The 24,508-nt window shown below is 63.9% G+C and carries 31 protein-coding genes; 11 read left to right on the top strand and 20 right to left on the bottom strand.

The window, feature by feature from the left end; genetic code table 11:
* The first annotated feature begins 93 nt into the window (after positions 1-93).
* Together ABQM86_RS20255 and ABQM86_RS20250 are read left to right on the top strand one after the other, a co-directional pair.
* The gene (locus tag ABQM86_RS20255) at positions 94-735 is read left to right on the top strand and encodes a TetR/AcrR family transcriptional regulator (RefSeq protein WP_207595403.1); all 642 of its coding nucleotides are present in this window, start codon (positions 94-96) and stop codon (positions 733-735) included.
* Between the two features lie 231 nt (positions 736-966).
* Positions 967-2,352, top strand: coding sequence for a serine/threonine-protein kinase (locus ABQM86_RS20250; protein ID WP_369745412.1), 1,386 nt, complete (start codon positions 967-969; stop codon positions 2,350-2,352).
* Between the two features lie 49 nt (positions 2,353-2,401).
* On the opposite strand, the gene ABQM86_RS20245 is transcribed toward ABQM86_RS20250, so the two are convergent.
* A complete protein-coding gene (locus ABQM86_RS20245; RefSeq protein WP_369745411.1) occupies positions 2,402-3,631 on the bottom strand; it encodes an ATP-binding protein in 1,230 nt (409 codons plus the stop codon).
* Positions 3,632-3,709: 78 nt separating this feature from the next.
* On the opposite strand from ABQM86_RS20245, the gene ABQM86_RS20240 reads away from it, so the two are divergent.
* Together ABQM86_RS20240 and ABQM86_RS20235 are read left to right on the top strand one after the other, a co-directional pair.
* Positions 3,710-5,119, top strand: a complete 1,410-nt coding sequence (locus ABQM86_RS20240) for an MFS transporter (protein ID WP_280624502.1) — start codon at positions 3,710-3,712, stop codon at positions 5,117-5,119.
* Positions 5,120-5,269: 150 nt separating this feature from the next.
* Entirely contained in the window at positions 5,270-5,647 is a 378-nt protein-coding gene (locus ABQM86_RS20235; RefSeq protein ID WP_207595399.1) for an STAS/SEC14 domain-containing protein, read from the top strand.
* A 116-nt stretch (positions 5,648-5,763) separates the two neighbouring features.
* On the opposite strand, the gene ABQM86_RS20230 is transcribed toward ABQM86_RS20235, so the two are convergent.
* The 15 genes from ABQM86_RS20230 to ABQM86_RS20160 all read right to left on the bottom strand — a co-directional run bounded on the left by ABQM86_RS20230 (position 5,764) and on the right by ABQM86_RS20160 (position 15,594).
* Positions 5,764-6,768 (bottom strand): hydroxyacid dehydrogenase, encoded by a 1,005-nt coding sequence (locus tag ABQM86_RS20230; protein ID WP_369745410.1) that lies wholly within the window; start codon positions 6,766-6,768, stop codon positions 5,764-5,766.
* Positions 6,765-7,676, bottom strand: coding sequence for a carbohydrate ABC transporter permease (locus tag ABQM86_RS20225; RefSeq protein WP_369745409.1), 912 nt, complete (start codon positions 7,674-7,676; stop codon positions 6,765-6,767). Before ABQM86_RS20225 ends, ABQM86_RS20230 begins: the two co-directional genes overlap by 4 nt.
* Positions 7,673-8,653 (bottom strand): carbohydrate ABC transporter permease, encoded by a 981-nt coding sequence (locus ABQM86_RS20220; protein ID WP_369745408.1) that lies wholly within the window; start codon positions 8,651-8,653, stop codon positions 7,673-7,675. Before ABQM86_RS20220 ends, ABQM86_RS20225 begins: the two co-directional genes overlap by 4 nt.
* Positions 8,654-8,713: 60 nt before the next feature.
* Entirely contained in the window at positions 8,714-10,027 is a 1,314-nt protein-coding gene (locus ABQM86_RS20215) for a sugar ABC transporter substrate-binding protein (protein ID WP_280624491.1), read from the bottom strand.
* Positions 10,028-10,168: 141 nt separating this feature from the next.
* Positions 10,169-11,272, bottom strand: a complete 1,104-nt coding sequence (locus ABQM86_RS20210; protein WP_207595395.1) for a substrate-binding domain-containing protein — start codon at positions 11,270-11,272, stop codon at positions 10,169-10,171.
* A 79-nt stretch (positions 11,273-11,351) separates the two neighbouring features.
* Positions 11,352-11,714 carry a hypothetical protein gene (locus tag ABQM86_RS20205; protein ID WP_369745407.1) on the bottom strand — a complete coding sequence of 121 codons (363 nt, stop codon included), beginning with the start codon at positions 11,712-11,714 and terminating at the stop codon, positions 11,352-11,354.
* The gene (locus ABQM86_RS20200; RefSeq protein ID WP_369745406.1) at positions 11,711-12,346 is read right to left on the bottom strand and encodes an Asp23/Gls24 family envelope stress response protein; all 636 of its coding nucleotides are present in this window, start codon (positions 12,344-12,346) and stop codon (positions 11,711-11,713) included. Before ABQM86_RS20200 ends, ABQM86_RS20205 begins: the two co-directional genes overlap by 4 nt.
* Positions 12,343-12,927 (bottom strand): RNA polymerase sigma factor, encoded by a 585-nt coding sequence (locus ABQM86_RS20195; RefSeq protein WP_207595392.1) that lies wholly within the window; start codon positions 12,925-12,927, stop codon positions 12,343-12,345. The genes ABQM86_RS20200 and ABQM86_RS20195 overlap by 4 nt, the downstream gene beginning before the upstream one ends.
* An 81-nt stretch (positions 12,928-13,008) precedes the next feature.
* Positions 13,009-13,239: a CsbD family protein gene (locus ABQM86_RS20190; protein ID WP_207595391.1), complete on the bottom strand. Its 231-nt coding sequence runs from the start codon at positions 13,237-13,239 to the stop codon at positions 13,009-13,011.
* Between the two features lie 77 nt (positions 13,240-13,316).
* Entirely contained in the window at positions 13,317-13,958 is a 642-nt protein-coding gene (locus ABQM86_RS20185; protein ID WP_207595390.1) for a hypothetical protein, read from the bottom strand.
* Positions 13,955-14,131 carry a hypothetical protein gene (locus ABQM86_RS20180; protein WP_369745405.1) on the bottom strand — a complete coding sequence of 59 codons (177 nt, stop codon included), beginning with the start codon at positions 14,129-14,131 and terminating at the stop codon, positions 13,955-13,957. Before ABQM86_RS20180 ends, ABQM86_RS20185 begins: the two co-directional genes overlap by 4 nt.
* Complete coding sequence (locus ABQM86_RS20175) at positions 14,128-14,535, bottom strand: hypothetical protein (RefSeq protein ID WP_369745404.1); 408 nt, start codon at positions 14,533-14,535, stop codon at positions 14,128-14,130. Before ABQM86_RS20175 ends, ABQM86_RS20180 begins: the two co-directional genes overlap by 4 nt.
* On the bottom strand, positions 14,532-14,909 hold the full coding sequence (locus ABQM86_RS20170) for a hypothetical protein (protein WP_369745403.1): 378 nt from the start codon (positions 14,907-14,909) through the stop codon (positions 14,532-14,534). The genes ABQM86_RS20175 and ABQM86_RS20170 overlap by 4 nt, the downstream gene beginning before the upstream one ends.
* Positions 14,906-15,097: a DUF2273 domain-containing protein gene (locus ABQM86_RS20165; protein WP_207595387.1), complete on the bottom strand. Its 192-nt coding sequence runs from the start codon at positions 15,095-15,097 to the stop codon at positions 14,906-14,908. Before ABQM86_RS20165 ends, ABQM86_RS20170 begins: the two co-directional genes overlap by 4 nt.
* Positions 15,094-15,594: an Asp23/Gls24 family envelope stress response protein gene (locus ABQM86_RS20160; RefSeq protein ID WP_337341147.1), complete on the bottom strand. Its 501-nt coding sequence runs from the start codon at positions 15,592-15,594 to the stop codon at positions 15,094-15,096. The genes ABQM86_RS20165 and ABQM86_RS20160 overlap by 4 nt, the downstream gene beginning before the upstream one ends.
* A gap of 186 nt (positions 15,595-15,780) precedes the next feature.
* Between ABQM86_RS20160 and ABQM86_RS20155 the strand changes: the two genes are divergently transcribed.
* The 6 genes from ABQM86_RS20155 to ABQM86_RS20130 all read left to right on the top strand — a co-directional run bounded on the left by ABQM86_RS20155 (position 15,781) and on the right by ABQM86_RS20130 (position 20,927).
* Complete coding sequence (locus ABQM86_RS20155) at positions 15,781-16,059, top strand: hypothetical protein (RefSeq protein WP_207595385.1); 279 nt, start codon at positions 15,781-15,783, stop codon at positions 16,057-16,059.
* 97 nt (positions 16,060-16,156) lie between these two features.
* Entirely contained in the window at positions 16,157-18,094 is a 1,938-nt protein-coding gene (locus ABQM86_RS20150) for a DUF2264 domain-containing protein (RefSeq protein WP_369745402.1), read from the top strand.
* Positions 18,095-18,176: 82 nt separating this feature from the next.
* Positions 18,177-18,365: a hypothetical protein gene (locus tag ABQM86_RS20145; RefSeq protein ID WP_207595383.1), complete on the top strand. Its 189-nt coding sequence runs from the start codon at positions 18,177-18,179 to the stop codon at positions 18,363-18,365.
* A 138-nt stretch (positions 18,366-18,503) separates the two neighbouring features.
* Positions 18,504-19,304, top strand: a complete 801-nt coding sequence (locus ABQM86_RS20140) for a DUF1206 domain-containing protein (protein WP_337341144.1) — start codon at positions 18,504-18,506, stop codon at positions 19,302-19,304.
* A gap of 104 nt (positions 19,305-19,408) precedes the next feature.
* Positions 19,409-20,335, top strand: coding sequence for an SDR family oxidoreductase (locus ABQM86_RS20135; protein ID WP_089596635.1), 927 nt, complete (start codon positions 19,409-19,411; stop codon positions 20,333-20,335).
* Between the two features lie 22 nt (positions 20,336-20,357).
* On the top strand, positions 20,358-20,927 hold the full coding sequence (locus ABQM86_RS20130) for an isochorismatase family cysteine hydrolase (protein WP_337341142.1): 570 nt from the start codon (positions 20,358-20,360) through the stop codon (positions 20,925-20,927).
* On the opposite strand, the gene ABQM86_RS20125 is transcribed toward ABQM86_RS20130, so the two are convergent.
* The 3 genes from ABQM86_RS20125 to ABQM86_RS20115 all read right to left on the bottom strand — a co-directional run bounded on the left by ABQM86_RS20125 (position 20,924) and on the right by ABQM86_RS20115 (position 22,608).
* On the bottom strand, positions 20,924-21,793 hold the full coding sequence (locus tag ABQM86_RS20125; protein ID WP_369745401.1) for a helix-turn-helix domain-containing protein: 870 nt from the start codon (positions 21,791-21,793) through the stop codon (positions 20,924-20,926). The genes ABQM86_RS20130 and ABQM86_RS20125 overlap by 4 nt on opposite strands.
* A gap of 292 nt (positions 21,794-22,085) precedes the next feature.
* Positions 22,086-22,346 carry a hypothetical protein gene (locus ABQM86_RS20120; RefSeq protein WP_207595379.1) on the bottom strand — a complete coding sequence of 87 codons (261 nt, stop codon included), beginning with the start codon at positions 22,344-22,346 and terminating at the stop codon, positions 22,086-22,088.
* On the bottom strand, positions 22,339-22,608 hold the full coding sequence (locus ABQM86_RS20115) for a GlsB/YeaQ/YmgE family stress response membrane protein (RefSeq protein ID WP_089596629.1): 270 nt from the start codon (positions 22,606-22,608) through the stop codon (positions 22,339-22,341). Before ABQM86_RS20115 ends, ABQM86_RS20120 begins: the two co-directional genes overlap by 8 nt.
* A 583-nt stretch (positions 22,609-23,191) precedes the next feature.
* On the opposite strand from ABQM86_RS20115, the gene ABQM86_RS20110 reads away from it, so the two are divergent.
* Positions 23,192-23,638 (top strand): hypothetical protein, encoded by a 447-nt coding sequence (locus ABQM86_RS20110; protein ID WP_207595378.1) that lies wholly within the window; start codon positions 23,192-23,194, stop codon positions 23,636-23,638.
* A gap of 56 nt (positions 23,639-23,694) precedes the next feature.
* On the opposite strand, the gene ABQM86_RS20105 is transcribed toward ABQM86_RS20110, so the two are convergent.
* Positions 23,695-24,423 (bottom strand): alpha/beta fold hydrolase, encoded by a 729-nt coding sequence (locus ABQM86_RS20105; RefSeq protein WP_207595377.1) that lies wholly within the window; start codon positions 24,421-24,423, stop codon positions 23,695-23,697.
* Positions 24,424-24,508: the final 85 nt, after the last annotated feature.

Below are 24,508 nucleotides of genomic sequence, written 5' to 3'. Positions count from 1 at the left end.
GGTCCGGCTCACGACGATGGGATACCGGGCCATTGATGCTATTGGTCATGCGACCAACGTGCTATTGGTCACTAATCCAATAGACTGAGGAGCATGGTGTCAAGCCCCACATCCCAACGAGTTCGAAAATTACCCGGCGAGCGCCGTGCCGAAATCCTCGCCGAGGCCGCGTCGATTGCCCTGAGTGAGGGGCTCGAGCGGATAACCCTCCGTGCTGTCGCGGACCGATTGGGTGTGCGACCCGGCCTGATCAGCCACTACTACCCCGCTGCCGAGGATCTGGTGGTCGCAGCCTTTGTTCTGGCGGTATCGGAAGAGCGGGAAGAGTTGTTTCCCGACGGCGGAACGCCGCTCGCCCGGATGGCCCACCTGATTTCCCGCATTGAGGGCGGCGGCGCCTTGGAGCTCACCCGGCTTTGGCTCAATGCGAGGCACCTCTGCCGCTTCACGCCAGCGTTGGCGGATGCCATGCTGGCCCAGGAATATCTGGACCGGACACGGCTTACAACCCTCATTGAGCATGGCGTGACGTCCGGTGACTTCGTCGTGGATGACCCCTTCGCGGCCTGCATCCGGATCTGGGTGGCGATCGACGGTGTCGGCTCCTACGTCAACAACCCCGGAACCTTCGACTATGAAGCGTTCACTCGGTTCGTCGCCGATGTTGCCGAATGGTCCCTTGGCGTGCCCGCGGGAACGCTGCGGGCGGCGGTGGATCAGGTGCGCGAGGCCTGATTCCCGCCGTAACGCAGCACTCCGCATTGTCCTTCCAGCTCCCTAATCAGTATCCTGATGACTTATCTGGTGAAACCGGATGATGCTGTTCGGGCTCCTTGCCTGGGCCGCACGTGGCTGAAGCAGTCGGCCGCGCGGCCATCGTGAAAGTTTGATTGACGGCATTGCTTGGTGACGCAAGGACAGCGTTTGGGTCCGGGGCTCCAGGTTTGCCTGAAGGACGTGACATTCGTGGGCACCATTGACGAGGCTGTGGACTCCCCCGTCCCTGATTCCATCGACGACACACTTGACGGCCGCTACCAGCTGGGGCCCGTCCTTGGCCGTGGCGCCATGTCGGCTGTCTACCGTGCGACAGATCTGCTGCTGGGCCGCGAGGTGGCCATCAAGATCTTCCTGCCCGGCTCAGGCGACGAGTCATTCCGGGCCCGCCAGGAAAACGAGATGCGGCTCCTCGCCGCCTTTGACCATCCAGGGCTCGTGGCCGCATTCGATGCCGGCGTGGACACCAGGAACGATGAAGAGCGCGCCTATCTGGTCATGGAACTGGCGGAAGGCCGGGACCTGCGGGCCGTGCTGTCGGATGGACCGCTCACCGTTCCTGAGACCGCCCGCATAGGGATCCGGCTGGCCGGGGCGCTGTCCCAGGTTCACAAGCAGGGCGTCATCCACCGTGACATCAAGCCTGCCAACATTCTGGTATCCGACGACGACGCGCTGGGGGAGTCGGTGAAGTTGGCGGACTTCGGCGTGGCGCTGGTTATGAACGACAACCGCCTGACCGCCACCGGATTCACCGTGGGCACGGCACAGTACCTGAGTCCCGAACAAGCCCAGGGTTTGCATCTGACCCCGGCGAGCGACATCTACTCTCTGGGCCTGGTGCTCCTTGAATGCCTCACCGGCAAGGCAGAATATCCGGGGACGCCCATTGAAACGGCGTCAGCGCGCCTGCATCGAGCGCCACAGGTCCCCATGGAATTGCCCGCCCCGCTGAGGGAGCTCCTGGAAGCCATGACGGACATGGATCCCGACAAGCGTCCCAGCGCCCACCATGTGGAACAGTCACTGGCCAAAGAAGGCATCCAGTCCGGCCGCAGGACTGCGTTGCTGCCGACCGTGCTGCCGACCGTGCTTCCGAAGCGTCCGCTGCGTTCGTCGACCCGGAAGCAGGCGACGGTTACCAGCATCCTTGACTTCGGCAGGCGCCGGCCCAAGACGGTCAGGGGTGTGGCAGCAGCCGCCGTCACCATCCCGCTGGCGCTGCTGATTTTCTCGCAGGGCATCAATCCGTCCGGCAACAACACTGCCGATCCGTCACAGCCCGCTGATCCCGGCGTATCGCAGGCCGAGCCGCAGCCAAGCAGTCCTGCCGCCCCGGCCGCGCCCGTGGATCCGGTAATCGCGGATCCGGTCCCTGCGGAGACTGCGCCAGGTGGGAGCGCGCAGGCGGAAGTGGTGGACCTCTCGGAGGCAACCCGCCCGGAGCAGGTTCCAGCGCCCGCCAACCCGCCCGCCGTTGAGCAGGCGCCCCTCACGGGCAAGGACCTCGCAGGCCAGAAAAGCGAGGGCAAGAACGACAAAAAGTCCGAGAACAGCAAGGGCAACGGGAAGTAGTCCAAGCGCTGGTGGCCAACGCACGACGGCGACCTGCCGCCGTCGTGCATCAACTTCCGGAGGGAAAGCTCACTGCCACGGTGGTTCCGCCGCCCGGGGTTTCCGCGAGGGTGAGGTCGCCTCCGTGGGCTTTGGCGATGCTGCTGCAGGTGGCAAGTCCCAGGCCGGAACCCGGGCCATCGCCCTGCCTCCGCAGGCGTACCAACGGTTCCAGGACCTTGGCGCGGTCCTCGGGGGCGATGCCCTTGCCGTTGTCAGCAACGTAGATGGTGGCCCCATGGTAGTTGGAAACGCCGCTGATCCGGATGCGGAGGTCGCGGTCCGGGCTGCGGTAGTTCATGGCGTTGGACAGGAGGTTCTGCAGCAGGGTGCGGAGCTGGCCGCGGTCCGCGTGGAGCCTGAGCTCCTGGACCTCCACGATGCCATCGTTTTCGATGCCAAGGTCCCGGGCAACCTCCTGGGTGACCTCGTGCAGGGAGACGTGGGTGGGCTGGATGCCACCGCCCACGCGGGAGTAGCTCAGGACATCTTCGAGCATCCCGAGCATCCGGCGGCCGCTGGCACCGATGCGGTCCAGGTACCGCGCAGCAGTGCTGTCGGGTTCCACGTCCGGATCATCCTCCACCAATTCCACGTAGCCGAGGATGGTGGTCAACGGGATGCGGAGATCGTGGCTGACGCGGCCCGCAAATCCGGCGAGTTTGGCGTTGCTGTCCCTCAACTCGGTGTAGGTGCGGTCCAACTGGACGGTGCGGTGCTGCAGCTCGAGCAACTCCACTACTTGCTTGGCCAGGACCTCCAGCATGCTGACCTGTTCGGGGCGGAGCTCCTGGGTCTTATCAGAGAAAACACACAGGGTCCCGGGGACGAACCCGGACTCTGTTTGCAAGGGAACCGAGGCATAGAAGCGGACTTTGCCGATTTCCCCCGTGACAAAGGGATTGTCCGCGAAGCGCGGATCCTTGGATGCGTCCGCCACCACCGTCCTCTCGCGGGAGAGGAAAACCTTGGCACACATGGAGTCTTCGCGGGAGCAAACCCCCGGGTCCACGCCCCAGGCCCCTATCTGGTGCTGGTACTCGGCGCTGATGATGTTGACCACGCCAAACGGCGCCCCGCACAGCTCCGTGGCCAGCCTCACGAGGTTCTGCAAGGCGCTCATGACGGCGGCATTGGGCAGGAGCGTCGAATCCATGGCGGGGTCGAGCCCGTATTCCTGGAGTTCCAAGTCCCTGCCGGCGTCCTTGGTGAAGGACAGCTGCCCCTGAATTTCCGTCATAAAAACAATCCCCCCAGCGTCTCGTGAATTCCCTGCCGATACTACCGGGAGGTTGGACCCGGTGGTTTACTGGAACGCATGACCGAGCAGGAACCGGCCACCGCCGCGTCTACTGACAACATCGATCTCTCCCTACGGACCCCGGCACAAAGATCCCGCACGTTCACCGGGATCCTGGTCAATACAGCCATGGCCAACATCACCACGAGCTATCTCTGGTTCGCGTTGACCTTTTGGGTGTACCTGGAGACCCGCAACGTCATTGCCACGGGGGTAATCGGCGGCGCCTACATGCTGTTGATTGCCCTCTCCAGCATCAGCTTCGGAACCTTCGTGGACCGTTACAGGAAATTGGCAGTGATGCGGTTCGCCGCCGCGTTCACCCTTGTGATGTTCGTGCTGTCCGGGGTCATGTTCCTCCTGACACCGGAGGAAGCCCTGCTTGACCTGACACAGCCCTGGTTCTGGATCTTCACCATGATCATCCTGATCGGCGCGGTGGTGGAGAACATGCGCAACATCGCGCTGTCCACCACGGTCACCATCCTGATAGAGCCTGACCGCCGGGCCAACGCCAACGGGCTGGTGGGTATGGTGCAGGGGCTCATGTTCATTGTTACCTCGGTGCTGTCCGGGTTGTCCGTGGGGCTGCTGGGCATGGGGTGGACCGTGGTTGTCGCCCTGGTGCTTACGGCGTTGGCCTTCGGGCACCTGCTGACGCTGCGCCTGCCGGAAGAAGTACGGGCAGCCGCCTCCGACGCCGAAGGTGGATTCGACCTGCGCGGCTCTTGGGCTGCCGTTATGGCAATTTCCGGACTGTTCGCACTTATTCTCTTCTCCACGTTCAACAACTTCATCGGCGGCGTCTACATGGCGCTGATGGACCCCTACGGCCTGGAAATGTTCTCCGTGGAGATGTGGGGAACCGTCTTCGCGATAGGAGCCACCGGGTTCGTGGTGGGCGGCGCGCTGATCGGCAAGTTTGGCCTGGGACCCAACCCCTTGCGGACCATGCTCATCGCGGTGGGGCTGATGGGCCTCATCGGTGCCGTGTTTACGCTGCGGGAATGGGCCTGGCTCTACATTGTGGGGATCTGGCTGTACATGGCGTTGGTTCCGGTAGTGGAAGCAGCCGAGCAGACAGTTATCCAGAAGGTGGTTCCGCTGCCCCGCCAAGGAAGGGTGTTCGGCTTCGCCATGGCATTCGAGTCGGCGGCCGCACCCATCACCGCCTTCCTCATTGCCCCGATCGCCCAGTTCTGGATCATCCCCTACGCCCGTTCGTCCGAGGGGGCAGCACAACTGGAACCGCTGCTGGGTGAGGGCATTTCCCGTGGTATCGCCTTGGTATTCCTGGTGGCCGGCCTCATCATGATTGCCGTGGCGCTGCTTGCCTTCCTGACCCCGGTCTACCGGCGTGTCTCGGCCTCGTATGCGCAGACAGCATCGGAGGAACCCGAGAACGCGGACTCTTCAGCGGCAGGTTGAGGTGTTGATTCCGCCTGACTGACCCGAAACCAGGGCAGACGAGCACCCAAAGATCACTCTTTTCGGATGAGAGGGCATGATTGTCCCTGGGTGCAGGGTTGAGTCAGACCGTGGCGCCGGGGGCAGCGCCACAGAGAGGGAGGTACTTCCATGGAGGAGAAGGATCCCTGCGACTACGTCATTGGCTTTGAACCGGACGACGTGATGTTTTTGGTGTGGAATTCCGGGGTCCGCATCGAAGCTGCCAACGCGCGGGCCGCCGTCGAGGCTGTGAACGACCTCGCCGCAGGCAGCAGGTACCCCCTCTTGGTGACCATGGCCGAGACCGCGCATCTTAGCCGCGCAGCCCGCGACGTCTTTGTTGAACCCTGTGCTGCCTCGAGGATTGCTTTGCTGGGGAACAATCCCGTGGACCGCATGCTCGCCGACTACCAATTGGCCGTCCAAGAACCGCCCTGCCCCACGCGCTTTTTCACCTCCCACACGGAAGCTCTCTCCTGGCTCCGGGAAACCTCCGAGGGGTCTTAAAGCGCCCAACGCCTAGCCAAGAATGACGCGCGCTGAGCCGGCCACCAGCAAAAGCGGCAAACGCACGACGGCGGGAGGCCGCCGTCGTGCGCTGTTTCGGTTGCGCTGTGGTGCGGTCAGGCTGTGAACGCCAGGTCTTCCAGCCTCACCGGGAACCGCAGCGTTTCCCCGCGGGACAACCCCAGGGCCTCGTTCACGGCGCTCGCCGCCATGCGCTCCAGCTCATTGCCCAGCGACCCCGCCACATGCGGGGTGAGCAGCACGTTGGGATGCGTGTAGAAGCGGGATTCGGCGGGCAGCACCCACGGGGTGGTCACGTCCAGGACCGCGTAGAGGTCGCCGCGTTCTATCCGTGCGAGCAGTGCATCCTGGTCCACCAGTTCGCCGCGGGAGGTGTTGATGAACGTGGTGCCCCGCTGCATCCGCTCGATCAACCCCGCGTCCATGAGGTTCCTGGTGGAGGGCAACGACGGCGCATGGAGGCTGACCACATCGCTGCCTGACACCAGCTCCTCCAAACTGACGAGCCCGACGCCGAGGACGGCCGCTTCCTCGGGGGATAGGTAAGGGTCGGCCACCACTACCTCCAGCTCGTACGGAGCCAGCAGCCTGATCACGTGCCGGCCGATCTTCGAGGCCCCAATGATGCCGACCCGCTTCCGGTAGTTGCCCATGTCCGGGAAGAGTTGCTCAGCCAGGACGTCGGTCCGGGTGGTGTGCAGGGCGCGGGCGATCTGGAGGACGCGCTTGTTGGCGAGGATGATCATGGCCACGGTGTACTCGGCCACCGGGATGGCGTTGGCGTCCGCGGCGGAGCTGACCTGGATTCCCCGTTCCCAGCAGGCGTCACCGATGTGGTGTTTGACGCTGCCCGCGGCATGCAGGACATAGCGCAGCCGGGGTGCGGCATCCAGGACGGTGTGGTCGATCATCGGACACCCCCAACCGGTGATGAGGATATCGGCCTCCGCCAATACGGCGCGGCCTTCCGCAGTGGTGAAGTCCTGAATGGGGTCACGGCTCAGCAGCGTCAGTGCTGGCTCCAAGGGATCCAGGCTCCTGGGCGGGAACACCGCCCGTGCTGTGTGGGACGGCATGGCCAAGGCAACGTTCAAGGTCACTTGACGCTCCCTGCTGTGAGGCCGGACTTCCAGAACCGCTGCAACATGACGAACGCGAGCAGCAGCGGGATGATCGAGAGCAAGGAACCGGTAATGACCATGGGTGTGAATTCGGGCTGGGGGATGGAATAGCCCTGCCAGATGGAGATGCCCACACTGACGGGCAACAGCTTCTGGTCCTGGAGCATCACCAGCGGGAGCATGAAGTTGTTCCAGACGCCCACAAACTGGAACAGGGCGATGGTGATGTACCCGGGCATCATCATGGGAAGGCCCAAGGAGAAAAAGGACCGGATGGGCCCGGCTCCGTCAACGCGGGCTGCCTCCAGGGTCTCGGCAGGAACGTAGGCCGCCGAATACACCCTGGCCAGGTACACCCCGAACGGGTTGCAGAGCACCGGGATGAGGATGGCCCAGATGGTGTTGGTGATGCCGAAAACGGAGGCCAAGAGATACATGGGCAGAACCGTGGCCGTGTTGGGAATCAGCACGCCCACCAAGACGATCCCGAAGAACGAATCCTTGCCGCGGAACTGGAATTTGTCGAATGCGTAACCGGCCATGACGGAGATGAGGCCGCCAAGAATTGCTCCGAAGGCGGCGTAGAACATGGAGTTGGCCATCCAGCGGAGGAACATCCCGCCGTCCTGGTTCACGACCGCCAGGACGTTCTCGAAGAAGGCCGGTTCACCAAAAGCGTAGGCGGCTGTTCCGTAGAGATCCGCAGTGTTTTTGGTGGAGGCGAAGAACAGCCACACCACGGGAAGCACCATGTAGGCGCAGCCCAGGATGAGCAGGGCATTCACGGTGAACGTGCTCGCGAAGCCGCCGTTGCGGGCGTGCCGGCGCCTGCCCTGTGACGGCGCGGGGGCTTCGGCTGGGGTGCGGGACATCGTGGCGGTGCTCATGCTGTGTTCCTTGAACTGAAGCGGGTCACGGCCCAGGACAGGACTGCGGCCATGAGCGCGATGATGATGGAGGCAGCCGCGGCCTGGTTGAGGTTGTGGCGGTTGAACGCGGCGTCGTAGGCCCACATGTTGGGGACCCACGTGCTGGTTACTGATGCCGTGGCCTTGGAGATGATGTTCGGCTCGGTAAAGAGCTGCAGCGTGCCGATCACGGTGAAGAGCATGATCACGCTCAGCGCCGGGAGAATCAGGGGCAGCTTGATGCTCATGGCTGCACGGATCTCTCCTGCGCCGTCCACACGGGCAGCCTCCAGGATTTCCCGGGGCACTGCCTGCAGGGCAGTGAAGAGCACAATGACGTTGTAGCCTGTCCACTCCCACACGGCGATGTTCACGATGGACGGCAGGATCAGCTGGTTGTCCAGGAAGTTCAGTGAGATTCCGCCGGTTTCCAGGACTGAGACGATCGGGCTGACGCCGGGTGTGTAGAGGTAGGCCCAGATCAATGCGGCGATGACGCCGGGCACTGCGTGGGGGAGGAAGACGAGCAGTTGGAACAGTTTCCTGGCCCGCGCGACGGCCGAATCCAGCAGCAGCGCAAATGCCAGGGCGCCGCCCATCATCAAGGGGATGTAGAGCAGGCAGTACAGGACAAGGCGTCCGATGCCGCCAACGAAGCTCTCGGACTGCAGGACCTGGACGTAGTTTTCGAAGCCCACAAACGCGGTCTTGGCCTCACCGAAGCCGAGTCCGGACTTCTGCTGGGCGAAGAAGCTGAGCACCATCGCGTAGATCACTGGCGCAACCATGGCGAGGGCGAAAATGGTGAAGAACGGCGTCAGGAACAGTGCAGCCGTCCGGCCCCCGGTTCCGGACATTGCACGGGGTTTCTTCGGTTTTCGAGGCTCGACGGCGTTGGCTGCCTTGGGCGGTGTGAGTGAAGTGGTTGCTATGGACGGTGTGGCACGGTCGGCCATGATGATTCTCCTCGCTGGCAGGGCGGCTCCGTAAGTGCGGAGCCTCCCTGCCGTGCGGGCCTACTCCTTGACGGAGAGGCCGTTCTGCTTGAGCCCGGCCACTGTGGCGTCCTGGGCGGTATCGACGGCGTCCAGGACCTTGCCGCCGCTGGTCAGTGTGCCGTAGGCGTCCTTGAGCGCGGTGTTGGTGATGTCCCAGTTGGGACCCCACTGCCAGCCCGGCGTGATGGTGGAATATGCCTTGTCGAAGACCTCGTAGATGTCGTTGCCGAAGTAGCTGGCATCGAAGGCCTTCTGCGCCACGGGGGTCAGGCCCGGGTAGGCAAGGAACGCAGAGCCGGTGTTGCCGCGGGCAGAGATGGCCTCTTTGCTGGTGGCAAGGAACTCGATGAATTTCGCCGCGGCGGCCGGATTCTTGCTGCTCTTGGTGATATTGAAGCTGGAGCCGCCGTAGAACGCGTCCGCCGGAGTGCCCCAGTTGGGCACCTCGGCAGCGATCCACTGACCCTTTTGGCCGCTGGCCTCCGTCCGCTTCTGGATACCGGTGGCACTCCAGTTGGCACCCAGGACTCCGACGACGGCGCCGCTCGCCAGGTCTGCGGACCATTCGTCACTGAAGGACTGCTGGACTTTGACGATCTTCTGGTCGATCAGCTTCTGCCAGTACGTGGCGACTTTCCGGGTGGCTTCGTCGTTAACACCCACCTTCCAGCTGTCGCCTTCGGTGCCGAACCACTTGCCGCCCGCCTGCCAGGACAGCGCAGCAGTCAGCGCAGCCTCGTTCGGGTTGAAGCTGGCCAAATGCGCTTCGGGGGCAACGGCCTTGAGCTTCTTACCGGCCTCCTCGAACTCCTGCCAGGTCTTGGGTGTGGAGACTCCGGCCTTGTCCAGCATGTCCTTGCGGTACCACATGATCATCGGCGCGGCATCGTAGGGGAGTGCGTAGGTCTGCTCGCCAAACTGCACCAGGGCCTTGGTTTCATCCGTGAGTTTGTCCACGGTTTCAGCCTTGTTGATGTAGCCGTCAAGAGGCTGTAGCTGGCCGTTGCTGACAAATTGGGGCAACTGCGGATATTCGATGGTGGCGACGTCCGGGCCGTTGCCTGCAGTGATGGCAGTGGAGAGCTTGGCATAACCGCCGGCTCCGCCGTTGGGGATGGTTTCAAACGTGACTTTGATCTTGTCCTGGCTGGCGTTGAACGCTTCCGCAACCTTGTCCATACCGGCCATGGAGGACCAGAACGTGATGTTACCGCTGGGGTCTTCCACCGGGGTTGGGGCTGGCGTGGCGGCGGGGGTGCTGCCACAGCCGGTGACGAGTGCAGCGCTGGCCATGAGGCTGGCTGCTCCAAGCAGAAGCTGGCGACGCTTCATTCTGTTCTCCTTTGAAGTTCACGATGCGAAAGTCGTGGTGCTCTGGGGGCACTTTCGGACTAGGCACCATGAAATCCACAAAAGTGAACATCATCAACAAAATGAACAGAAGTAAACAGTCGAATCGCAGGTATGGGCAGGCTACACCTGCGTGGAGCCGCGCACCTCCAGCGCCGGGGACAGGTTCACCCGTTGCAGCGCGGACGTGCTTCCGCGCCGCGCCCCGATGCGGCTCAGGCACATCACCAAAGCCTGGTGGCCGACGTCGTATTTTGGCGGTGCCACAGCGGTAAGCGGGACGGCGCCGAGGGCGGCGATCTCGTCGTCGTAGGAAACGATAGCGAAGTCCTCCGGCACGCGGATCTGCCGTTCCAGGCAGGCACTGACGAACTGGAGCGCGTCCTCGTCGGTGTGGACAACAGCGGCCGTCACCTCCGCCGATCCGCACCAATCCAGGATCCGGTCCACCAGTTCGCGGTGGGCTTGGGGATCGTTTTGGGCGCGGGACATGGCACGCACCATCGAGTCGTCGCGGGCATGTCCGGCACGATGCATGGCCAGGTGGAAGCCATCGATGAGTTGTGGGGCGGTGGGGCTGTTTTCACGGAGGCAAATGGCGATTTTCCGGTGGCCCAGGCCCAACAAGTGGTTCACGGCGATTTCCGAGCCGCGGACATGGTCGCTCCGCACGGCTTCGAGCCGGCCGTGGTCCAAGGCGTCGTCGATGGACCGTTCCACCACTACCACCGGCACCTCTGCCTCGGCCAGCAGGTCCAGTGTTTCGGTACCTGCCAACGATTGCCCGCTGGGCGTAATGAGGATTCCATCCACGCCGTGTTCGTAGAGCCGCCGCAGCTGCCGCCGCTCTTCTGCGTCTGAATAGTTGGTGACGCCCAGCACCAAGCGGACGCCTGCTTCCTGCGCGGCGGCTTCGGCGCCGCGAATGACACCCGGGAAATAGTACGACGCCGACGGCACGATCATCCCGATGGTGGCCAAAGGCCGCCTCCCGCCAGGACGCCAGGACGTGGAGGGCTGTGTAGCGGGTCCTGCCGACGGCTTGCCGCCCACCGGGATGGCGCCGCCGTGGACCCGTTCGAGCAGGCCCTGTTCAGCGAGCACTGCGAGGTCCCGCCGCACGGTCATCCCCGAGGTGCCCAGTTTCGCCGCGAATTCGCTGGCATTGAGGGAACCGTTCAGGGCGAGTTCCCTCAGGATGAGCTGTTGACGATCCTCGGTCAGCATGCAGGTGTCCGCCTATCAAGTTCACTTGTGTTCAGTTTGTTCATTATGAACCAGAACCCGGCTGCGTGGACCCTGTCGGCTAACTGCCCAGCTTCACCACGGATATCTCGACGACGGCGGCCCGGGGGAGAAGGTGCCTGCGGATCGCGGAGGCTGCTTCGCGCGTCACAGCCGGAGCAGGACGGGAAGCATCCACGCCAATCCTGACTTTCACTGCCAGTGTGTCGGCGGTCCCGACCAGGCCGATCAGGGGAAGTGTCTCTCCGGTGACCGCGGCCATGGCGGCGCCGGCTATGGACTGCCACAACGGCTGCGCGGGATAGACCGAGTGGACCCCTTCTACCGCCTGGACGAGCACGAGCAGTTCCTCAGCCAGGGTGGTTGACGCGGCTGCCGACCCGCCTGAAGGGGAAGTGTTCGCGGCTTCCAAAAACTCCGTCATGGCTGGTCCTCCGTGCTCAGCGGTCCGGTGGTGGTGGGTGTATCTGTGGGCTGGGCCGGCGGTGCCGGCGGCTCAAGGACGTCCGTCACGGTGATATTGATGGCTTGGATGTTCAGTTCTGTCTGGGCTGCCAGGGTCCTTGCCAGCTCGTCGCGGAGGGTGGCTGCGCGTTCTTCCATGGGGTGTCCGTACACCACGGCCACTTCCACCTCCACGGTGATGGGGGCTCCCATGGTGGTCACCTCTCCCTGCAGCCGGCATTTGCCGGCGGCTGTTCCAGGGAGTGCGTCGGCCACAGACCGGATCAGGGCGGAGATGGCTCCTTCGGATTCCCAGAGCGTGTCATCCGGGTGTTCCGCCTGCAAGGGAATGCTCCGTCCGGGCCGCAGTTCCAGGCGCAGGTTGTCCAGGATGGACTGCATCCAGTCGTCATTGCCTGAGCCCGCGTCTGCTACATCGGACCGGAGCAACTCTCCGCCGAGTTGGGAGAGATGGCGCAAGGAGGCCAACGCGGCCTGGCATTCGGGGCACCTCTCCAGGTGGGCGGGATCATCAATCTGTCCCGTGTCCAGGTAGGCACTGAGATCCGCAAGGCTGTGCCCGCATTCGAGGGTGTCGCTGGGGGTGTTCATCGCCATTCCTCCATGGTGCGTGCGAGCGTGATCCGTGCCCGGGCCAACCGGCCGCGGACACTGGCTGGGCTGATGTTCAACGTCAGCGCAATCTCTTCGTAGCTCTGGTCATTGAACTCCTTGAGTACCCAACAGCGTCGTTGTTCCTCGGGGAGTGCGGCCAGTGCGGCCTTAAGGGCTTCCACCCGGGAGGCATTGACTGCGTTGTTTTCCGGATCTTGGGTTCTCGTCCGGGGGCTGTCATCGCGCTGGTTTTCCACGTCGTCCAGATCCATGTGGTGGCGTCGTTTCCTGAGGTGGTCGATGCTGCGGCTGCCAAGGATCCTCAACAGCCAGCCTTTGACGGCGGCAGGCTCCCGGAGGGTGTCCAGCTGTTTCCAGGCCTGCACCAGTGTTTCCTGGACCACGTCATCGGCGTCCGCCAGGCTGCCGGTCAACCGGCGGGCGGTGGCCCGCATCAGAGGGCCGTGGCGACGGGCAAGCGCTTCGAAAGCTGCCGTGTCACCGTCTGCTGCCCGGCCGGCCAGCAAGGCATCCGGAACGAGGTCCAGTTGGTGCTGCGCCACGGGTGAACCAGTCACGTTCTGCCTTCCCAGTGGGGTCGAGGTTAGTGGTGGAAAGGGGCCGGCCCCCCATCGGTAAGGGGCCGGCCCGGGAGGGGCCTACTTCCCGGTGAAACCCTCTTTGAGTTTCCGGGCCGCATCTTTGATGTTGTCTCCGATGTCGGCGGCAGCGTCCTTGACCTTCTCGCCTGCCTGCTGGAGTTTTGCCTGGGCTTGATCGTGCTGGCCTTCGCGCTCCAGTGACTGGTCGCCGGTCAGTTTTCCGGCACCTTCCTTGGCAGCGCCGAGGTGTTCGGTGGCAGCGTTGCTGATCTTGTCGTTGATTCCCATGGTGTTCCCTTTTCTTTCAGTGCGCGTGCTCTGTGGTGCCGCGCATGGTTTGAGTGGAGAGAAGTGCGTTCCAGCGGTTAACGTGCACGTCGGGATCCTGACACCTGGGTTCGGGCGCCGCTGGTAATTCGGATCAGGACGGGGATGGGATGTCCCAGCAGGGCATCTATTTCGCGGATGAGTTCTTCGGCGGTGTCGGCAAGTTCGCGTGGCGAGCTTCCCTTGCGGGCTTCCACGCGGAGCCGGAGGGCGGTTCCCCGCCGTGACTCCCACGCCGAAACGGACGTGGCAAGGACGTCGCGGTTCCCGCCTAGGGCTTCCCGGAGGGCTCTGGAGACCAGGCTGACATCCACCACTGTCCGGCCCCGGGCCCCGCCTGTCCCCGGGGGGCCGTTGCCTGCGACCGTCCCGTCCAGTTGCTCGGCGAGGCGAGGAGTGCGTCCTCCGCCTTGGGAGGCGAGCCAGGCTGCGTTGAGGGCGATCCCCACAAGCAACACGGCGATTCCTGCCACCAGCCACCAACTCCGGACGGGGTCCGGTAGAGGTGCGGCGCCCACGAGGTTCCTGGCGGATTCGCGGACGGACGATGCCACTGCTGTCCAGGTATCCGCTGCTCCCGGCATGGTGCCAGCTGCAATGACTGCGCCACCGGCTCCCAGCAGTGCAAGGCCCAGGAGCGCAAGCAGGATACGGTTCAGTGCACGGTTTGTTTGCCTCATTGCCCCACTGCTCCTTGGTTCAATACCTGGACATCAGATGAGGTCCGGCGGTCCAGCGCAAAGGCGGCCAGTTCGCCGTCGACCACTGTTGTCACGGACTCAAGGTCCAACGGAACGCCCGACGTCGGACGCACCCGGACGCGTACGGACCGTCCACCGACGGTGGTGGTCACCTGCCCGGGGCCAGGCCGGCGGCGAGCCGGGTGGTGTTGGAGAGAGCTGCGGCGATCACGTCGTCGTCCACCACCACGGCGGCGCGCCGGCTCGCCAGGGAGCGTCGGGCCTTCCGTCCCCTGCCCACGGCAAGTCCCAGCAACAGCAGGCCCAGAATTCCAAGGCCCGCTCCCGCAGTTGCCATTCCCACCGGGAGTGTGGTGACCGGAAGGTCCACGAGCCACTGGAGCATCTGTGCGGGGCTTGCCAGCAACGCCTGGTCCTTAAGGATCCACAGCACGGCTTCCACTGCGAGCCAGAGGAAGACGACCATGAGGATGCAGGCGGAAAGGATGGACGGAAGAGCCCGCGAAGAGTGCGTTTCCCGACGGATCATCCGCCGTTGGGTTCGGTCCTGGTTCACAGCACCCTCCTTTCCTTGAGTCGTTCCGTGGAGTGTTCCTTGGTACGGGGCTGCTCCTTGGCTCCGGCGAGGCGGATATCCACCCGGCCGATCTCGAGCCCGGTCAGCTCCAGGCCGCGGGACACCAGTTGTGTTCGTGCTGTTTGAGCCTGCTGAAAGACGGTGGCTGTGGTTTTCCGCGGGCCCGGAAGCGGCGCGAGCGACAGCTTGACGGAGAGGCTTACTCCGAGCTTGCCGGCATCGTCCTCCAGCTCGGCTGCCACGTTTCTTGCTCCCACCCGGAACGCCTGGGCGGTGACGGCTTCCAGGGTTTTCCGGAGGGCGTGCTGGGTGATGCGGGTATGTCCGGCGCGGTTCGTTCCGGCGCGGTTCATGATGAGGAGCGCTTGCCCCGCAGTGCATCCAGCACGCCACGCAGGTCAAGCTTTCCCTCGGCGGAACGGCCCAGCACAGCCCCGGCACCCATGAACAGTGCCGTCAGCAGGAGGCCCCAGAAACCAAAGGCCAACCCTGCCAGGGCCAGGACAGCTCCGATGGCTATGCCGGCGATGGTGGGGTTCATGCGACCCTCGGCTCGCGCCCGGCGTCGTCTGCGTCTTCATCCTCGGAAGGAACGTGGATGTCGGTGATGGTGATGTTGACCTCGGTCACTTCCATGCCCACCAGGTCCTCGATGGCGGTGTAGACGGCGTCGCGGGCGTTGTCCGCTACTTCCTGGAGCGGGTGCGGGTACTCAACAACCAGGGTGACATCGACGGCCACCTGGGTTTGGCCCACTTCAACGCTGACGCCCTGGGTGAGGTCCTTCTGGCCCACCTTCTCGCGCAGGTTGCCGATGGCGCGGGCAGCACCGCCGCCGAGGGCGTGGACGCCCGGGATTTCCTGGATGGCGATGCCGGCGATTTTGGCAACGACGCCGTCGGCAACCGTGGTGGCCCCGCGGCCATCCTTGCCCTTATTCAGTGCAGGAGTGGTGGTGTCATGGGCCGCTGTGGGGTTGTCGCCCCCCGTGGTGTTCCTGGCCGGGACATCTGCGGGGGTGTGCGTCTGGATCGTCATGGCGATTGCTCCTGTCCGTTGGTTGCAGCGCTTGTTGTGCGCCGTCATGAATAAGACGTGCAGATGCAGGGATTCCTCACGCTCGAGTTTTAGTGATGTGCATCACCCCCACCGCAACTCGCCAATTTAGCTAGATTCACATATAACTAGTTTGTCGAGACACATTCTTACACGGGAAGGCACCAAGTGACTGCAGTAGTTGTGAGGGAATCGCAAGGTGGGGCTTCCCTCGAAGTAACGCCCCCAGTACTGATCACCGAGGCCGCTACGGCCCGAAGAACCGGAGTGTTGGACGAAGTGTGGACAGCTGCCGCCCGGGTGGAGGGGTTGCAGTGGGAAATGGACCAGGCTGAGGATTGCCTGGTACGGGCCATGCGAAACGCGACGGCGGCGGGAGCGGGCCTTCCGGACCTTGCGATTGCCTCGGGCCTGGGCTTTGCCGACATCGAGCGCCTCATGCAGTAGGCCTGGCGTCGGGTTCACTATTGTTCAACTCGCGTCATGCGAAGGATGGAACTCCTACTGTGGTGGGGCTACTACTACGTGCCCCTGCAGGAGAATCATGGCAACCGCAATCACCATGCCCGCCCCGGATTTTAACCTCAGCCCCATCACGGGCTGGACCCGGGAACACTGGGTAGCCTTCGCTGATCAGCAGTTACTCGCGGTGCGCCCCCACTTCTCCCCGCTGAAGGCGGCCATCCGGCTGGGTGGCCGCCCGTCGTCGTCGGGAGCTGTGTCCGATGGCCTGGAGGGCTTCGCGCGGACGTTCCTGCTGGCGGCCTTCCGGGTGGCGGGGGAGCAGGGCAGCGACCCCTTCGGGCATCTGGACTTTTACCGTGAGGGCCTGCTTCACGGCACGCAGAACAACGGGCCTGAAGCGTGGCTGCCCATCACCGACCGCTCCCAACCCATGGTGGAAGCCGCCTCCGTGGTCCTGGGGCTCCAGCTCACCAAGCCCCGGTTGTGGGACACGCTGTCCGCTGCGCAACAGGATCGGGTGGCTGCCTGGCTGCGGGGTTCCTCGCGCAGCACCTGTGTGGACAACAACTGGGTGCTCTTCCAAGTGATGATCGCCGAATTCCTGGCCGGTGCGGGCTTTGAGTACAACGCAGCCCAGATAGGGCATGGCCTGGACAGGCTGGACGACTGGTATGCGGGCGGAGGTTGGTACCGGGACGGAGACAACGACGGCACCGGCGACTTCTTCGACTACTACTGCGGTTGGGCCATGCACTTGTACCCCATCCTGTGGGCCGAGTTTGCTGCCGGCCGGCATCCACAAGCCGATCACCGGCTTGAAATCTCCCGCCGCCGCCTCGCCACCTTCCTGGAGGACCATGTCAGGTTCTTCGGCGCCAACGGTGCCCCGATGTTCCAAGGCCGCTCCCTGATCTACCGTTACGCCGCCGTCGCGCCCCTCTTCATGGGAGAGGCGATCGGCGCAACGCCGCTCGCCCCCGGCCAGACCCGCAGGATCGCCAGCGGTGCAGCAAAGTACTTCCTCGACAACGGAGCCTACGACGACGGCCTGCCGTCACTGGGATGGCTCGGCGCTTTTGAACCGATGACCCAGGAATACTCCGGGCCGGCCTCGCCGTACTGGACCTCCAAGGCATTCGTCGGGCTGCTCCTTCCCGCCGACCACCCGGTGTGGACCGCCGTTGAGGAGCCTTCGCCCCTGGAAGCCGCAGACGGCCTAAAGCATGCCGAAGCCCCCAACTACCTGCTCCACTCCACTGCTGCGGACGGCATCGCCCGCCTCCTCAACCATGGCAGCGACAAGTACTATGCGCCCGGCCCGGATGATCCCCTCTACCGCCGCCTCGCCTATTCAAGCCATACGGCGCCGCTGTTCACGGAGCACCCCGTCGACAACCACTTCGCCCTCCTCAACGATGCTGGGACGCCAAGTCGGCGCTCGCGGATCCACCGGCTGCCTGCGGGGCCGGGGCAAGCAGCCAGTTGGCACGCCCCGGTGTGGAACGATGCCGAGGATCCCGCTGATTCGGACTGGCGCGCCGCGACGGGGACCGCCGCTGCAGGCGGATACGAACTACGGGTGCACGCAGTGGAGGCGCCGGACAGCTCCATCCTCGCGGTCCGGGACGGCGGATATGCGCTCGCGGGTGATCAGCCGATGCCAAGCAGCGGCGTCCTTGCTGACGGCCGGCTGCACACAGCCATCTGGCCGCTCCACGGCTACACGGACAGCGGCACGTATCAGGCCCAGGGGGTGTCCCCTTTTGGCGCCTTTGCCAGCTGCCGCTATCTGGAGGGCAGGCTGTCCGGGGAGCGCAGCTGTTTCGCCTCCCTGGTGTACCTCGGCGGCGAGCCGCCTGCCTGGGTTCCTCCCGCCGTCGGGCCTCCTCCCGCTTTTGAGCTGTTCGACGACGGCGCCAGCGTCAGCGCCCGCCTCGCCTTGGGCCCGGACCAAGTGCTGGAAGTGGAGTTCGCCCTTGAAGTGCCGGCCCGGAATCTTGAGCGAATCTTGAGATGACCCGGCGCCCTTCTTGAGGGCTCCGTCCGATGGTTGAAACATCAGCCAACCGCTGACGGAGCTTCCAGGAAGGACCACCCAAATGACTGACCAGATCTCCACCCAGTCCCAGAACGCCAGCGTCGTTCATGACGCCCTGTCAGGCACCGCAGAGGCCGTCCGGCATGCCGGCGAGGTTCTCGGCCAGACGCGTGTGGCCGTCCGTGAGCAGTTCAACCCGCTGGGCGTAGGACTGCGCAGCATCTGGCCGCAGTCGGTGGTCGGTTTCTAAAAGGGTCGTACTGACCCAGAAACCTGGAGCTTTAAAGCGGGCAGGCACCTCCCCCATCCGGGAGGTACCCTGCCCGGCTTCCTTTAAGGGACGATGGATGCAGCTCGATAAATAAGGAGGCTTGTCATCAAGGAAGAGATGAAGAAGGCCGCCGAAGTGGCTGAGGAAGCGTCGAATTCGCAGGCCTTTGCCGCTGTTGCACGCGGCGGGTATGTGGTCAGCGGAATCCTGCACGTGCTCATTGGCGTCATTGCCCTCCAACTGGCGTTCGGAAGCAGCGGCGAAGCCGATGTCAGCGGGGCCGTGACGTCCCTCGCCAGCCAGCCCTATGGGCCGCTGCTGCTCTGGGCGTGCTTCGCTGCCTGCGCCGCGCTGGCACTGTGGCAACTGGGAAACGCCATCCTTGGCCACCGGAACGGCTCGGACAAGATCACCAAGAAGCTGTCCGCCATAGGGCAGGCGATCGTCTTCGCCGCCCTCGCCACCACCATCGTCTCCTTCATTGCCGGCAAGGGCCAGAACAGCCGGGAGTCCAGCAGCGACTTCACCGTCACGCTCCTCAAGGCCCCGTTTGGGGTGTTCCTGCTGGTCGCCGTTGGTGCCGGCATCGCCATCACGGGAATCGTTTTCGCCGTGCGGGGATTCCGCCGGAAATTCACCAAGGACCTGACGTTGTCCTCCAACAGTTCGGTGAAGAAGTTCCAAATGGGGGTAGGCGTGGTGGGGTACATCGCCAAGGGGATCGCCCTCTTCCTGGTGGGCCTGCTGGTGGTCATCGCGTCGGTGCGGGCCCAACCCGAACAGTCAACCGGGCTCGACGGCGGTTTGAAGGCGCTCAGGGAGCAGCCCTACGGGGTGTACCTGCTGGCTGCCGTGGCAGTGGGGCTGATCGCGTACGGCCTGTTCCTGATGGTCAAGGCGCGGACCCTGCGGACCTAGTTTTTCCGGACTGTTATGGCGGGAAGGGCGGATACGGATTCAGCGGTAAGTGCGAGAAGCGGTCAGCGCGGTTAGGCGGCGCCGAATACGGGTAAGGAACAATCATGACTCATCATGATCCGGACAACTCCGGCCAGCCACAGAACCGTCTCACCTCTCCGCCGGCGGACCCCCGTCGCGGATACCACTCCGGCGAGTTCCCACAACAGGAGCAGGAACAACCGGGCCTGACCCGGCCCTTGGATCCGCAGCCGGACCACGGCGAGAAGAGTTACGTGGGACACGGTCGGCTGCAAGGCAAAACCGCGCTCATCACGGGCGGAGACTCCGGGATCGGCGCCGCTGTGGCTATCGCCTACGCCCGCGAGGGCGCGAAGGTAGCCATCAGTTACCTGCCGGAGGAAGAAGAAGACGCAAGGTCGACGGCGGAATGGATCCGCGAGTGCGGCTCGCAGGTGCTCCTCTTGCCCGGTGATGCGCGGGACGAGGCGTTCGCGGCCGAGATCGTGGAGCGGACCGTGCAGGAACTCGGCGGTCTCAACGTGGTGGTGTTGAACGCCGCTTACCAAAAGAACCGTGAAGGCCTGGAAACCATCCCCACGGAGGAGTTCGACCGCGTCTTCAAGACCAACCTGTACTCACTCATCTGGACTGCGCAGGCGGCCATTCCCCACCTGAGGCCAGGAGCATCGATCATTGTCACGGCCTCTATCCAGGCCTTCAACCCCTCCGCCCAGTTGGTGGACTACGCCATGACCAAGGCTGCCCAGGTGGCCTTCACCAAGGCCATGGCCGAAGAACTGGGGCCCAAGGGAATCCGGGTCAACGCCGTGGCCCCGGGACCCATCTGGACTCCGCTGATTCCCGCTACGGAATGGCCGGACAAGCTTCCCACGTTCGGGCAGGACACGCCGCTGGGCAGGGCTGGGCAGCCTGCTGAGCTGGCCCCGGCCTACGTGTTGCTTGCCTCGGATGAAGGCTCCTACATTTCCGGGGCCGTGCTTCCTGTGACGGGAGGCAAGGGATTGTGAACCGCTTGGCCGGAGGGCGCCCATGATTGCAGTGCTGGTCATCGACATGCAGAACGCTTACTTCGAGGACCCCGCATTGAAGGCGCGCCAGGAAGAAGTTGTTGCTGCCTGCAACTCCCTGACCAGCGCAGCGCGTGAAGCGGGCGCATACGTGCTCTTGGTGGGAACCGTGCATGAACGGGACAAATCCACGTGGAGCCTGAATATGCTGGACGACGATCAAGGTTTCATCTTCCGGGGCAGTGGGCAGGCAGAGTTCGTACCCGGCCTGCTCACTGCCGACCTTCCCCGGCTCTTCAAGACCCGGGACAGCGCCTTCTTCGGGACAGACCTCGCCATGCGGCTCCGGAACTGGGAGGTGGACACTGTGATCCTGGCCGGAATCTCCGCCCATAACTGCATCGCGCAGACTGCGGCCGACGCCTTCGCCCACAACATCAGGGTGATCTATGCTGCAGAGGCCACCGGCACGGAGAACGCCGAGGCCGCCGAGTCGGTGTTGCGGGTCTTCACCCGCGAATACCGGCAAGCCGTGCTGCCGCTGGAGGAGATCCTGCGGTTCCTCGAAGCCGGGCCCCCAGCCTGGTCCTAGCGATCGCCTGGTTCTTCCCGCTCCACCGGAATCCAGAGCTGTCCGCGGCCGCGGTTGCCCCCTTCCTCCGCCTGGACGCTGAGCAATTCCGGCCCCGGTGCCCACCTGTACGGGTTGGCCGGAAACCACTCAGTAGCAGCGTCCGCCCACATGCTTTGCAGGACCTCCGGGAAACTCCCCTCGGTTTCGAAAACCACCCACAGGCCCGCTGGAATGTCCAGGACGTCAAACCCCTCCGGTGCCGGCTGGCTGGACGCCACGGCATGCCAGTAGTCCAGCCCGCTTCCCTCGCTCCGCTGCTCATCGATGTTGTCAGTGACGGACAGCGGGCCCGCCGGCTCCATGTCTGACAGCCCCAGCAGGCGGTGGGTGACAGCGGGATCCAGGCCCCGTTGAAATTCGATGATGGCCTGGTTGGGTCCTTCGTGGACCAGGGGGACGCGGGCTTTCAGGCCAATGAGGCGGAAAGCGGATTTGTCTTCTATACGGTGTTTCATGTCGGTATTCCCTTCGACTCGCAGGTGGAACCTCAGCTGAGGTTGGGAATGAAGCACGGCGCCGGCCTGCCTCGCTTCAGACGGCGTGAGGCCGTGCATGGCCTTGAACGCACGGGTGAACGCCTCAGCAGAGGCATAGCCGTAGCGGACAGCAACGGCCAGGACTGTGCCGCCGTCGATGATCTCCGCCGTGGCCGCTGTCAGGCGGCGCCTCCGGATGTACTCCGAAACCGGCAACCCGGCCAAGGAGGAGAACATCCGCCGGAAGTGATACTCGGACGTCAAGGCGATCCTGGCCAAAGTCGCCACGTCAATGTCTGCCGTGAGGTCCTGCTCGATTGCCTCTATTGCCCGGTTCCACTCCTGCATGCTGACCTGTTCCTCGCCTTGTTTCCCTACCGTGTCTTCATTCCTGCCCTTGACACTACGGAGGGCTTGGGACCGATGCCCCACCTATCCTTGCCCGAAAATATCAGCCCGCTTCGATGGCCCGTTGCGATCAGAGCCGATCGGACGGCACGCCGCGCAGCGAAGCCCCGAAACGGGGCCACCTCCGCTGCCGGAATCCGATGCAACGCAAGGACCCGGAGGCTGCGGCTGCAGCACTCCGGGTCCTTGGTGTTATTCAGTTACTGCCGGTTAGGTGACAACCGGTTCATTCTTACGGGCGACTGGAGCCAGATGCTTCTTCATCCGGTTCGGATGAGAAGGGCCGGTCCTCAGGGATGTCTTCCGTGTTGTGCTCGTCCAGCTCTGCGTCGGCCGAGGGTACCGTCTTCTCGGCGTAGTCCCCTGCGGTGTAGTCGCCTCCGGCGTCTTCTTTCAGGGTTTCCGGGGATACCCCGGAATCGCCGTAGTCGCCCTCGGAGTACTGGCCTTCGAGGTCGTCGCCGTTGGCGTCGCGGTTCTGGTTGTTAGCCATGGTGGGTCCTGCGGCTGGTGACCAGGCCGTAGATCAGCAGCACGATGATGGAGCCGCCGATAGCCAGGAGCCAAGTGGTCAAGGAGAAGAATTCCTGCAGGCCCGTACCGAAGATCAGGCCACCGATCCAGCCGCCCAGAAGAGCGCCGACGACGCCCAACAGGAGGGTGATCAGCCAGCCGCCACCCTGGCGGCCCGGAAGGATAAGTTTAGCGATAGCGCCGGCCAGAAGACCGAGCAGAAGAAAACCAAAGAAACCCATTTTTGGTCCTACTTTCTTGTTGATGGAAATTCCATGAACGTGATGAAGCGAGTAAGTTCACCGGGTGCCTGTTCCGAGGTATAGGCACCGTAATGGGGCCCCTGGAGGCCCTATGGAATGTGGGGATTGGAACTGTTTATGCAACCCCGATGAATTTATGAAAAGCAGCCAATAAAGCACTCCTGCCGATTGGGTCGGTCTCGGTACTACACCAGTAACGCTAGCGGCTCCCGGGGCTAGTAGCAAGTAACCTGACTATTAGCTCAGCCTTGCTTGCGGGCCCGGAATGCCGGGGATCCGCGCCCCAGTGGCCCTCGGGGGAGTCCACTACGCCCTTAATGGCAGCCTCGATTTTCCCACCCGACTGCTGGAGGTCTGCCTGAGATGGCCCGCCGCGCCCCGGCCTGGAGGCCGCCGTCACCGGTGTTGCTTCCCGGGGTTACCCGCTGGCTGGCTTTGCGGTTATTCCAAATGTTCTATTTCGGCAAATTACTATTGAGCATGCCGTAATCAATGGGCAGGTGACAGGTCATGCCCGCCGGGACTAGTGTCGAAGAATACCGCCTCGAAAGGAGTGATTCCTGTGAAAGGGAAAGCATTGTTCGCCGTTGGAGTGGCCGTTGGCTACGTCTGGGGATCCAAGTCCTGGCCGGAGGTGTATCGGCGCCTCCGCGGAGGCACTGAAAAGGTCTGGAAGAATCCGGAAGTCCAGGAGAACGTCCACCATGCAACTGAAGCTGTCCAGGAGTCGGTTCCGGACATCTTGGACAACCTCTATGAGGCCGGCAAAAAGCTGATGGAGAAGGCCGAAAGCATGTTCCCCGGCATTACCTCGCCGAAGGCGGACCAGCGGTCTGGTCCCTCACATACCAGCAACTCTTCCACTGGCCCTACTGTCACCACCGTCCCCACGGTCACGTCCGACGTCGTGTCGGACCCAGCCCGTGATGACACCACCGGAAGTGACTGGGCGGATGAGGGTGGCGCAGTGCCGGAGGGGCCCGCCACGAACACGCCGCCCAAGGCCTAAATCCCTCGAGCGTAGTACCCCTCACGTTGGACGGCCCCGGTCCCTGGGCTTCGGTGTCAGGGGAGGGCCGGCGTCGGGGGCTGCTTGGCGTGCTCCGCAGCGGTCAGGATCGCCTCTCCCAGTTCCTTCGGCTTGGTGAATTGCGGCCAGTGGCCCGTGGGAAGGTCGATGTAGTCCACGTCCCGGATCCGTGCGAGTTCGGCGGTGAATGGGTGCCCGGCGTCCATCCATTCCTTGAGGAGCGACGACGGGAACTGGCACGCGATGATCGTGGCCGGAACGTCGTACCTGCGGACGTCGCTCAGGTGCTGTTGGTCGAGTGCCACTCCCTTGGGCTCGGGGATGGCGCGGGCGCGGAAAGTTTCCTTCAGGTCATCGGTGAGGTCAACCAGGTCTTCGTCTTCGAACGCTTCCCATGGCGGCAGCGGGATGTCGTCGCCGTCGTCGGGCAGCTCATCATTGATGACCCCACCCTCGCCAAGTGGTCCGCTGTCCACATAGATGGCGCGGGCCACACGGTCCGGGCGGGCGTCGACTGCGCCGTGGATGATGGCGCCGCCGCCTGAGTGGCCCACCAGGATAACGTTGCCCTCCAGCGAGTCCACTTTCGCCACCACCGCCTCGATGTGCGTCCGAAGACCGATGCCGGCGCGTGGAGCATCGGCAGATTCCAAGCCGGGCAAGGTCAGTGGGTGAACTGTATGGCCGGCGGCAACCAGCGGGGGAGTCACCTCCTCCCACGACGATGCGTCCAACCAGAAACCGGGTACGAGGATGATGTCCATGCCGGTACCCTACGGGAGGCCTCCGACAGGATGTAAGGGTGGTCGGCTAAGCGGCCTCCCACTGCCCCCACCAAGGACCAGCATT

The organism is Paenarthrobacter sp. AMU7 (assembly GCF_041200195.1).
GTDB lineage: Bacteria > Actinomycetota > Actinomycetes > Actinomycetales > Micrococcaceae > Arthrobacter.
The sequence above is the reverse complement of the archived record's forward strand: the minus strand, read 5'-3'. Positions and strand labels throughout refer to the sequence as shown.

What these genes read in the sequence shown, in the direction of transcription:
- ABQM86_RS20255 (WP_207595403.1), top strand. Translation starts at nt 94, where the DNA reads ATGGTGTCAAGCCCCACATCCCAACGAGTTCGAAAATTACCCGGCGAG.
- ABQM86_RS20245 (WP_369745411.1), bottom strand. Translation starts at nt 3,631, where the DNA reads ATGACGGAAATTCAGGGGCAGCTGTCCTTCACCAAGGACGCCGGCAGG.
- ABQM86_RS20240 (WP_280624502.1), top strand. Translation starts at nt 3,710, where the DNA reads ATGACCGAGCAGGAACCGGCCACCGCCGCGTCTACTGACAACATCGAT.
- ABQM86_RS20235 (WP_207595399.1), top strand. Translation starts at nt 5,270, where the DNA reads ATGGAGGAGAAGGATCCCTGCGACTACGTCATTGGCTTTGAACCGGAC.
- ABQM86_RS20225 (WP_369745409.1), bottom strand. Translation starts at nt 7,676, where the DNA reads ATGAGCACCGCCACGATGTCCCGCACCCCAGCCGAAGCCCCCGCGCCG.
- ABQM86_RS20220 (WP_369745408.1), bottom strand. Translation starts at nt 8,653, where the DNA reads ATGGCCGACCGTGCCACACCGTCCATAGCAACCACTTCACTCACACCG.
- ABQM86_RS20215 (WP_280624491.1), bottom strand. Translation starts at nt 10,027, where the DNA reads ATGAAGCGTCGCCAGCTTCTGCTTGGAGCAGCCAGCCTCATGGCCAGC.
- ABQM86_RS20210 (WP_207595395.1), bottom strand. Translation starts at nt 11,272, where the DNA reads ATGCTGACCGAGGATCGTCAACAGCTCATCCTGAGGGAACTCGCCCTG.
- ABQM86_RS20205 (WP_369745407.1), bottom strand. Translation starts at nt 11,714, where the DNA reads ATGACGGAGTTTTTGGAAGCCGCGAACACTTCCCCTTCAGGCGGGTCG.
- ABQM86_RS20200 (WP_369745406.1), bottom strand. Translation starts at nt 12,346, where the DNA reads ATGAACACCCCCAGCGACACCCTCGAATGCGGGCACAGCCTTGCGGAT.
- ABQM86_RS20190 (WP_207595391.1), bottom strand. Translation starts at nt 13,239, where the DNA reads ATGGGAATCAACGACAAGATCAGCAACGCTGCCACCGAACACCTCGGC.
- ABQM86_RS20185 (WP_207595390.1), bottom strand. Translation starts at nt 13,958, where the DNA reads ATGAGGCAAACAAACCGTGCACTGAACCGTATCCTGCTTGCGCTCCTG.
- ABQM86_RS20170 (WP_369745403.1), bottom strand. Translation starts at nt 14,909, where the DNA reads ATGAACCGCGCCGGAACGAACCGCGCCGGACATACCCGCATCACCCAG.
- ABQM86_RS20165 (WP_207595387.1), bottom strand. Translation starts at nt 15,097, where the DNA reads ATGAACCCCACCATCGCCGGCATAGCCATCGGAGCTGTCCTGGCCCTG.
- ABQM86_RS20160 (WP_337341147.1), bottom strand. Translation starts at nt 15,594, where the DNA reads ATGACGATCCAGACGCACACCCCCGCAGATGTCCCGGCCAGGAACACC.
- ABQM86_RS20150 (WP_369745402.1), top strand. Translation starts at nt 16,157, where the DNA reads ATGGCAACCGCAATCACCATGCCCGCCCCGGATTTTAACCTCAGCCCC.
- ABQM86_RS20145 (WP_207595383.1), top strand. Translation starts at nt 18,177, where the DNA reads ATGACTGACCAGATCTCCACCCAGTCCCAGAACGCCAGCGTCGTTCAT.
- ABQM86_RS20140 (WP_337341144.1), top strand. Translation starts at nt 18,504, where the DNA reads ATGAAGAAGGCCGCCGAAGTGGCTGAGGAAGCGTCGAATTCGCAGGCC.
- ABQM86_RS20135 (WP_089596635.1), top strand. Translation starts at nt 19,409, where the DNA reads ATGACTCATCATGATCCGGACAACTCCGGCCAGCCACAGAACCGTCTC.
- ABQM86_RS20130 (WP_337341142.1), top strand. Translation starts at nt 20,358, where the DNA reads ATGATTGCAGTGCTGGTCATCGACATGCAGAACGCTTACTTCGAGGAC.
- ABQM86_RS20125 (WP_369745401.1), bottom strand. Translation starts at nt 21,793, where the DNA reads ATGCAGGAGTGGAACCGGGCAATAGAGGCAATCGAGCAGGACCTCACG.
- ABQM86_RS20120 (WP_207595379.1), bottom strand. Translation starts at nt 22,346, where the DNA reads ATGGCTAACAACCAGAACCGCGACGCCAACGGCGACGACCTCGAAGGC.
- ABQM86_RS20115 (WP_089596629.1), bottom strand. Translation starts at nt 22,608, where the DNA reads ATGGGTTTCTTTGGTTTTCTTCTGCTCGGTCTTCTGGCCGGCGCTATC.
- ABQM86_RS20105 (WP_207595377.1), bottom strand. Translation starts at nt 24,423, where the DNA reads ATGGACATCATCCTCGTACCCGGTTTCTGGTTGGACGCATCGTCGTGG.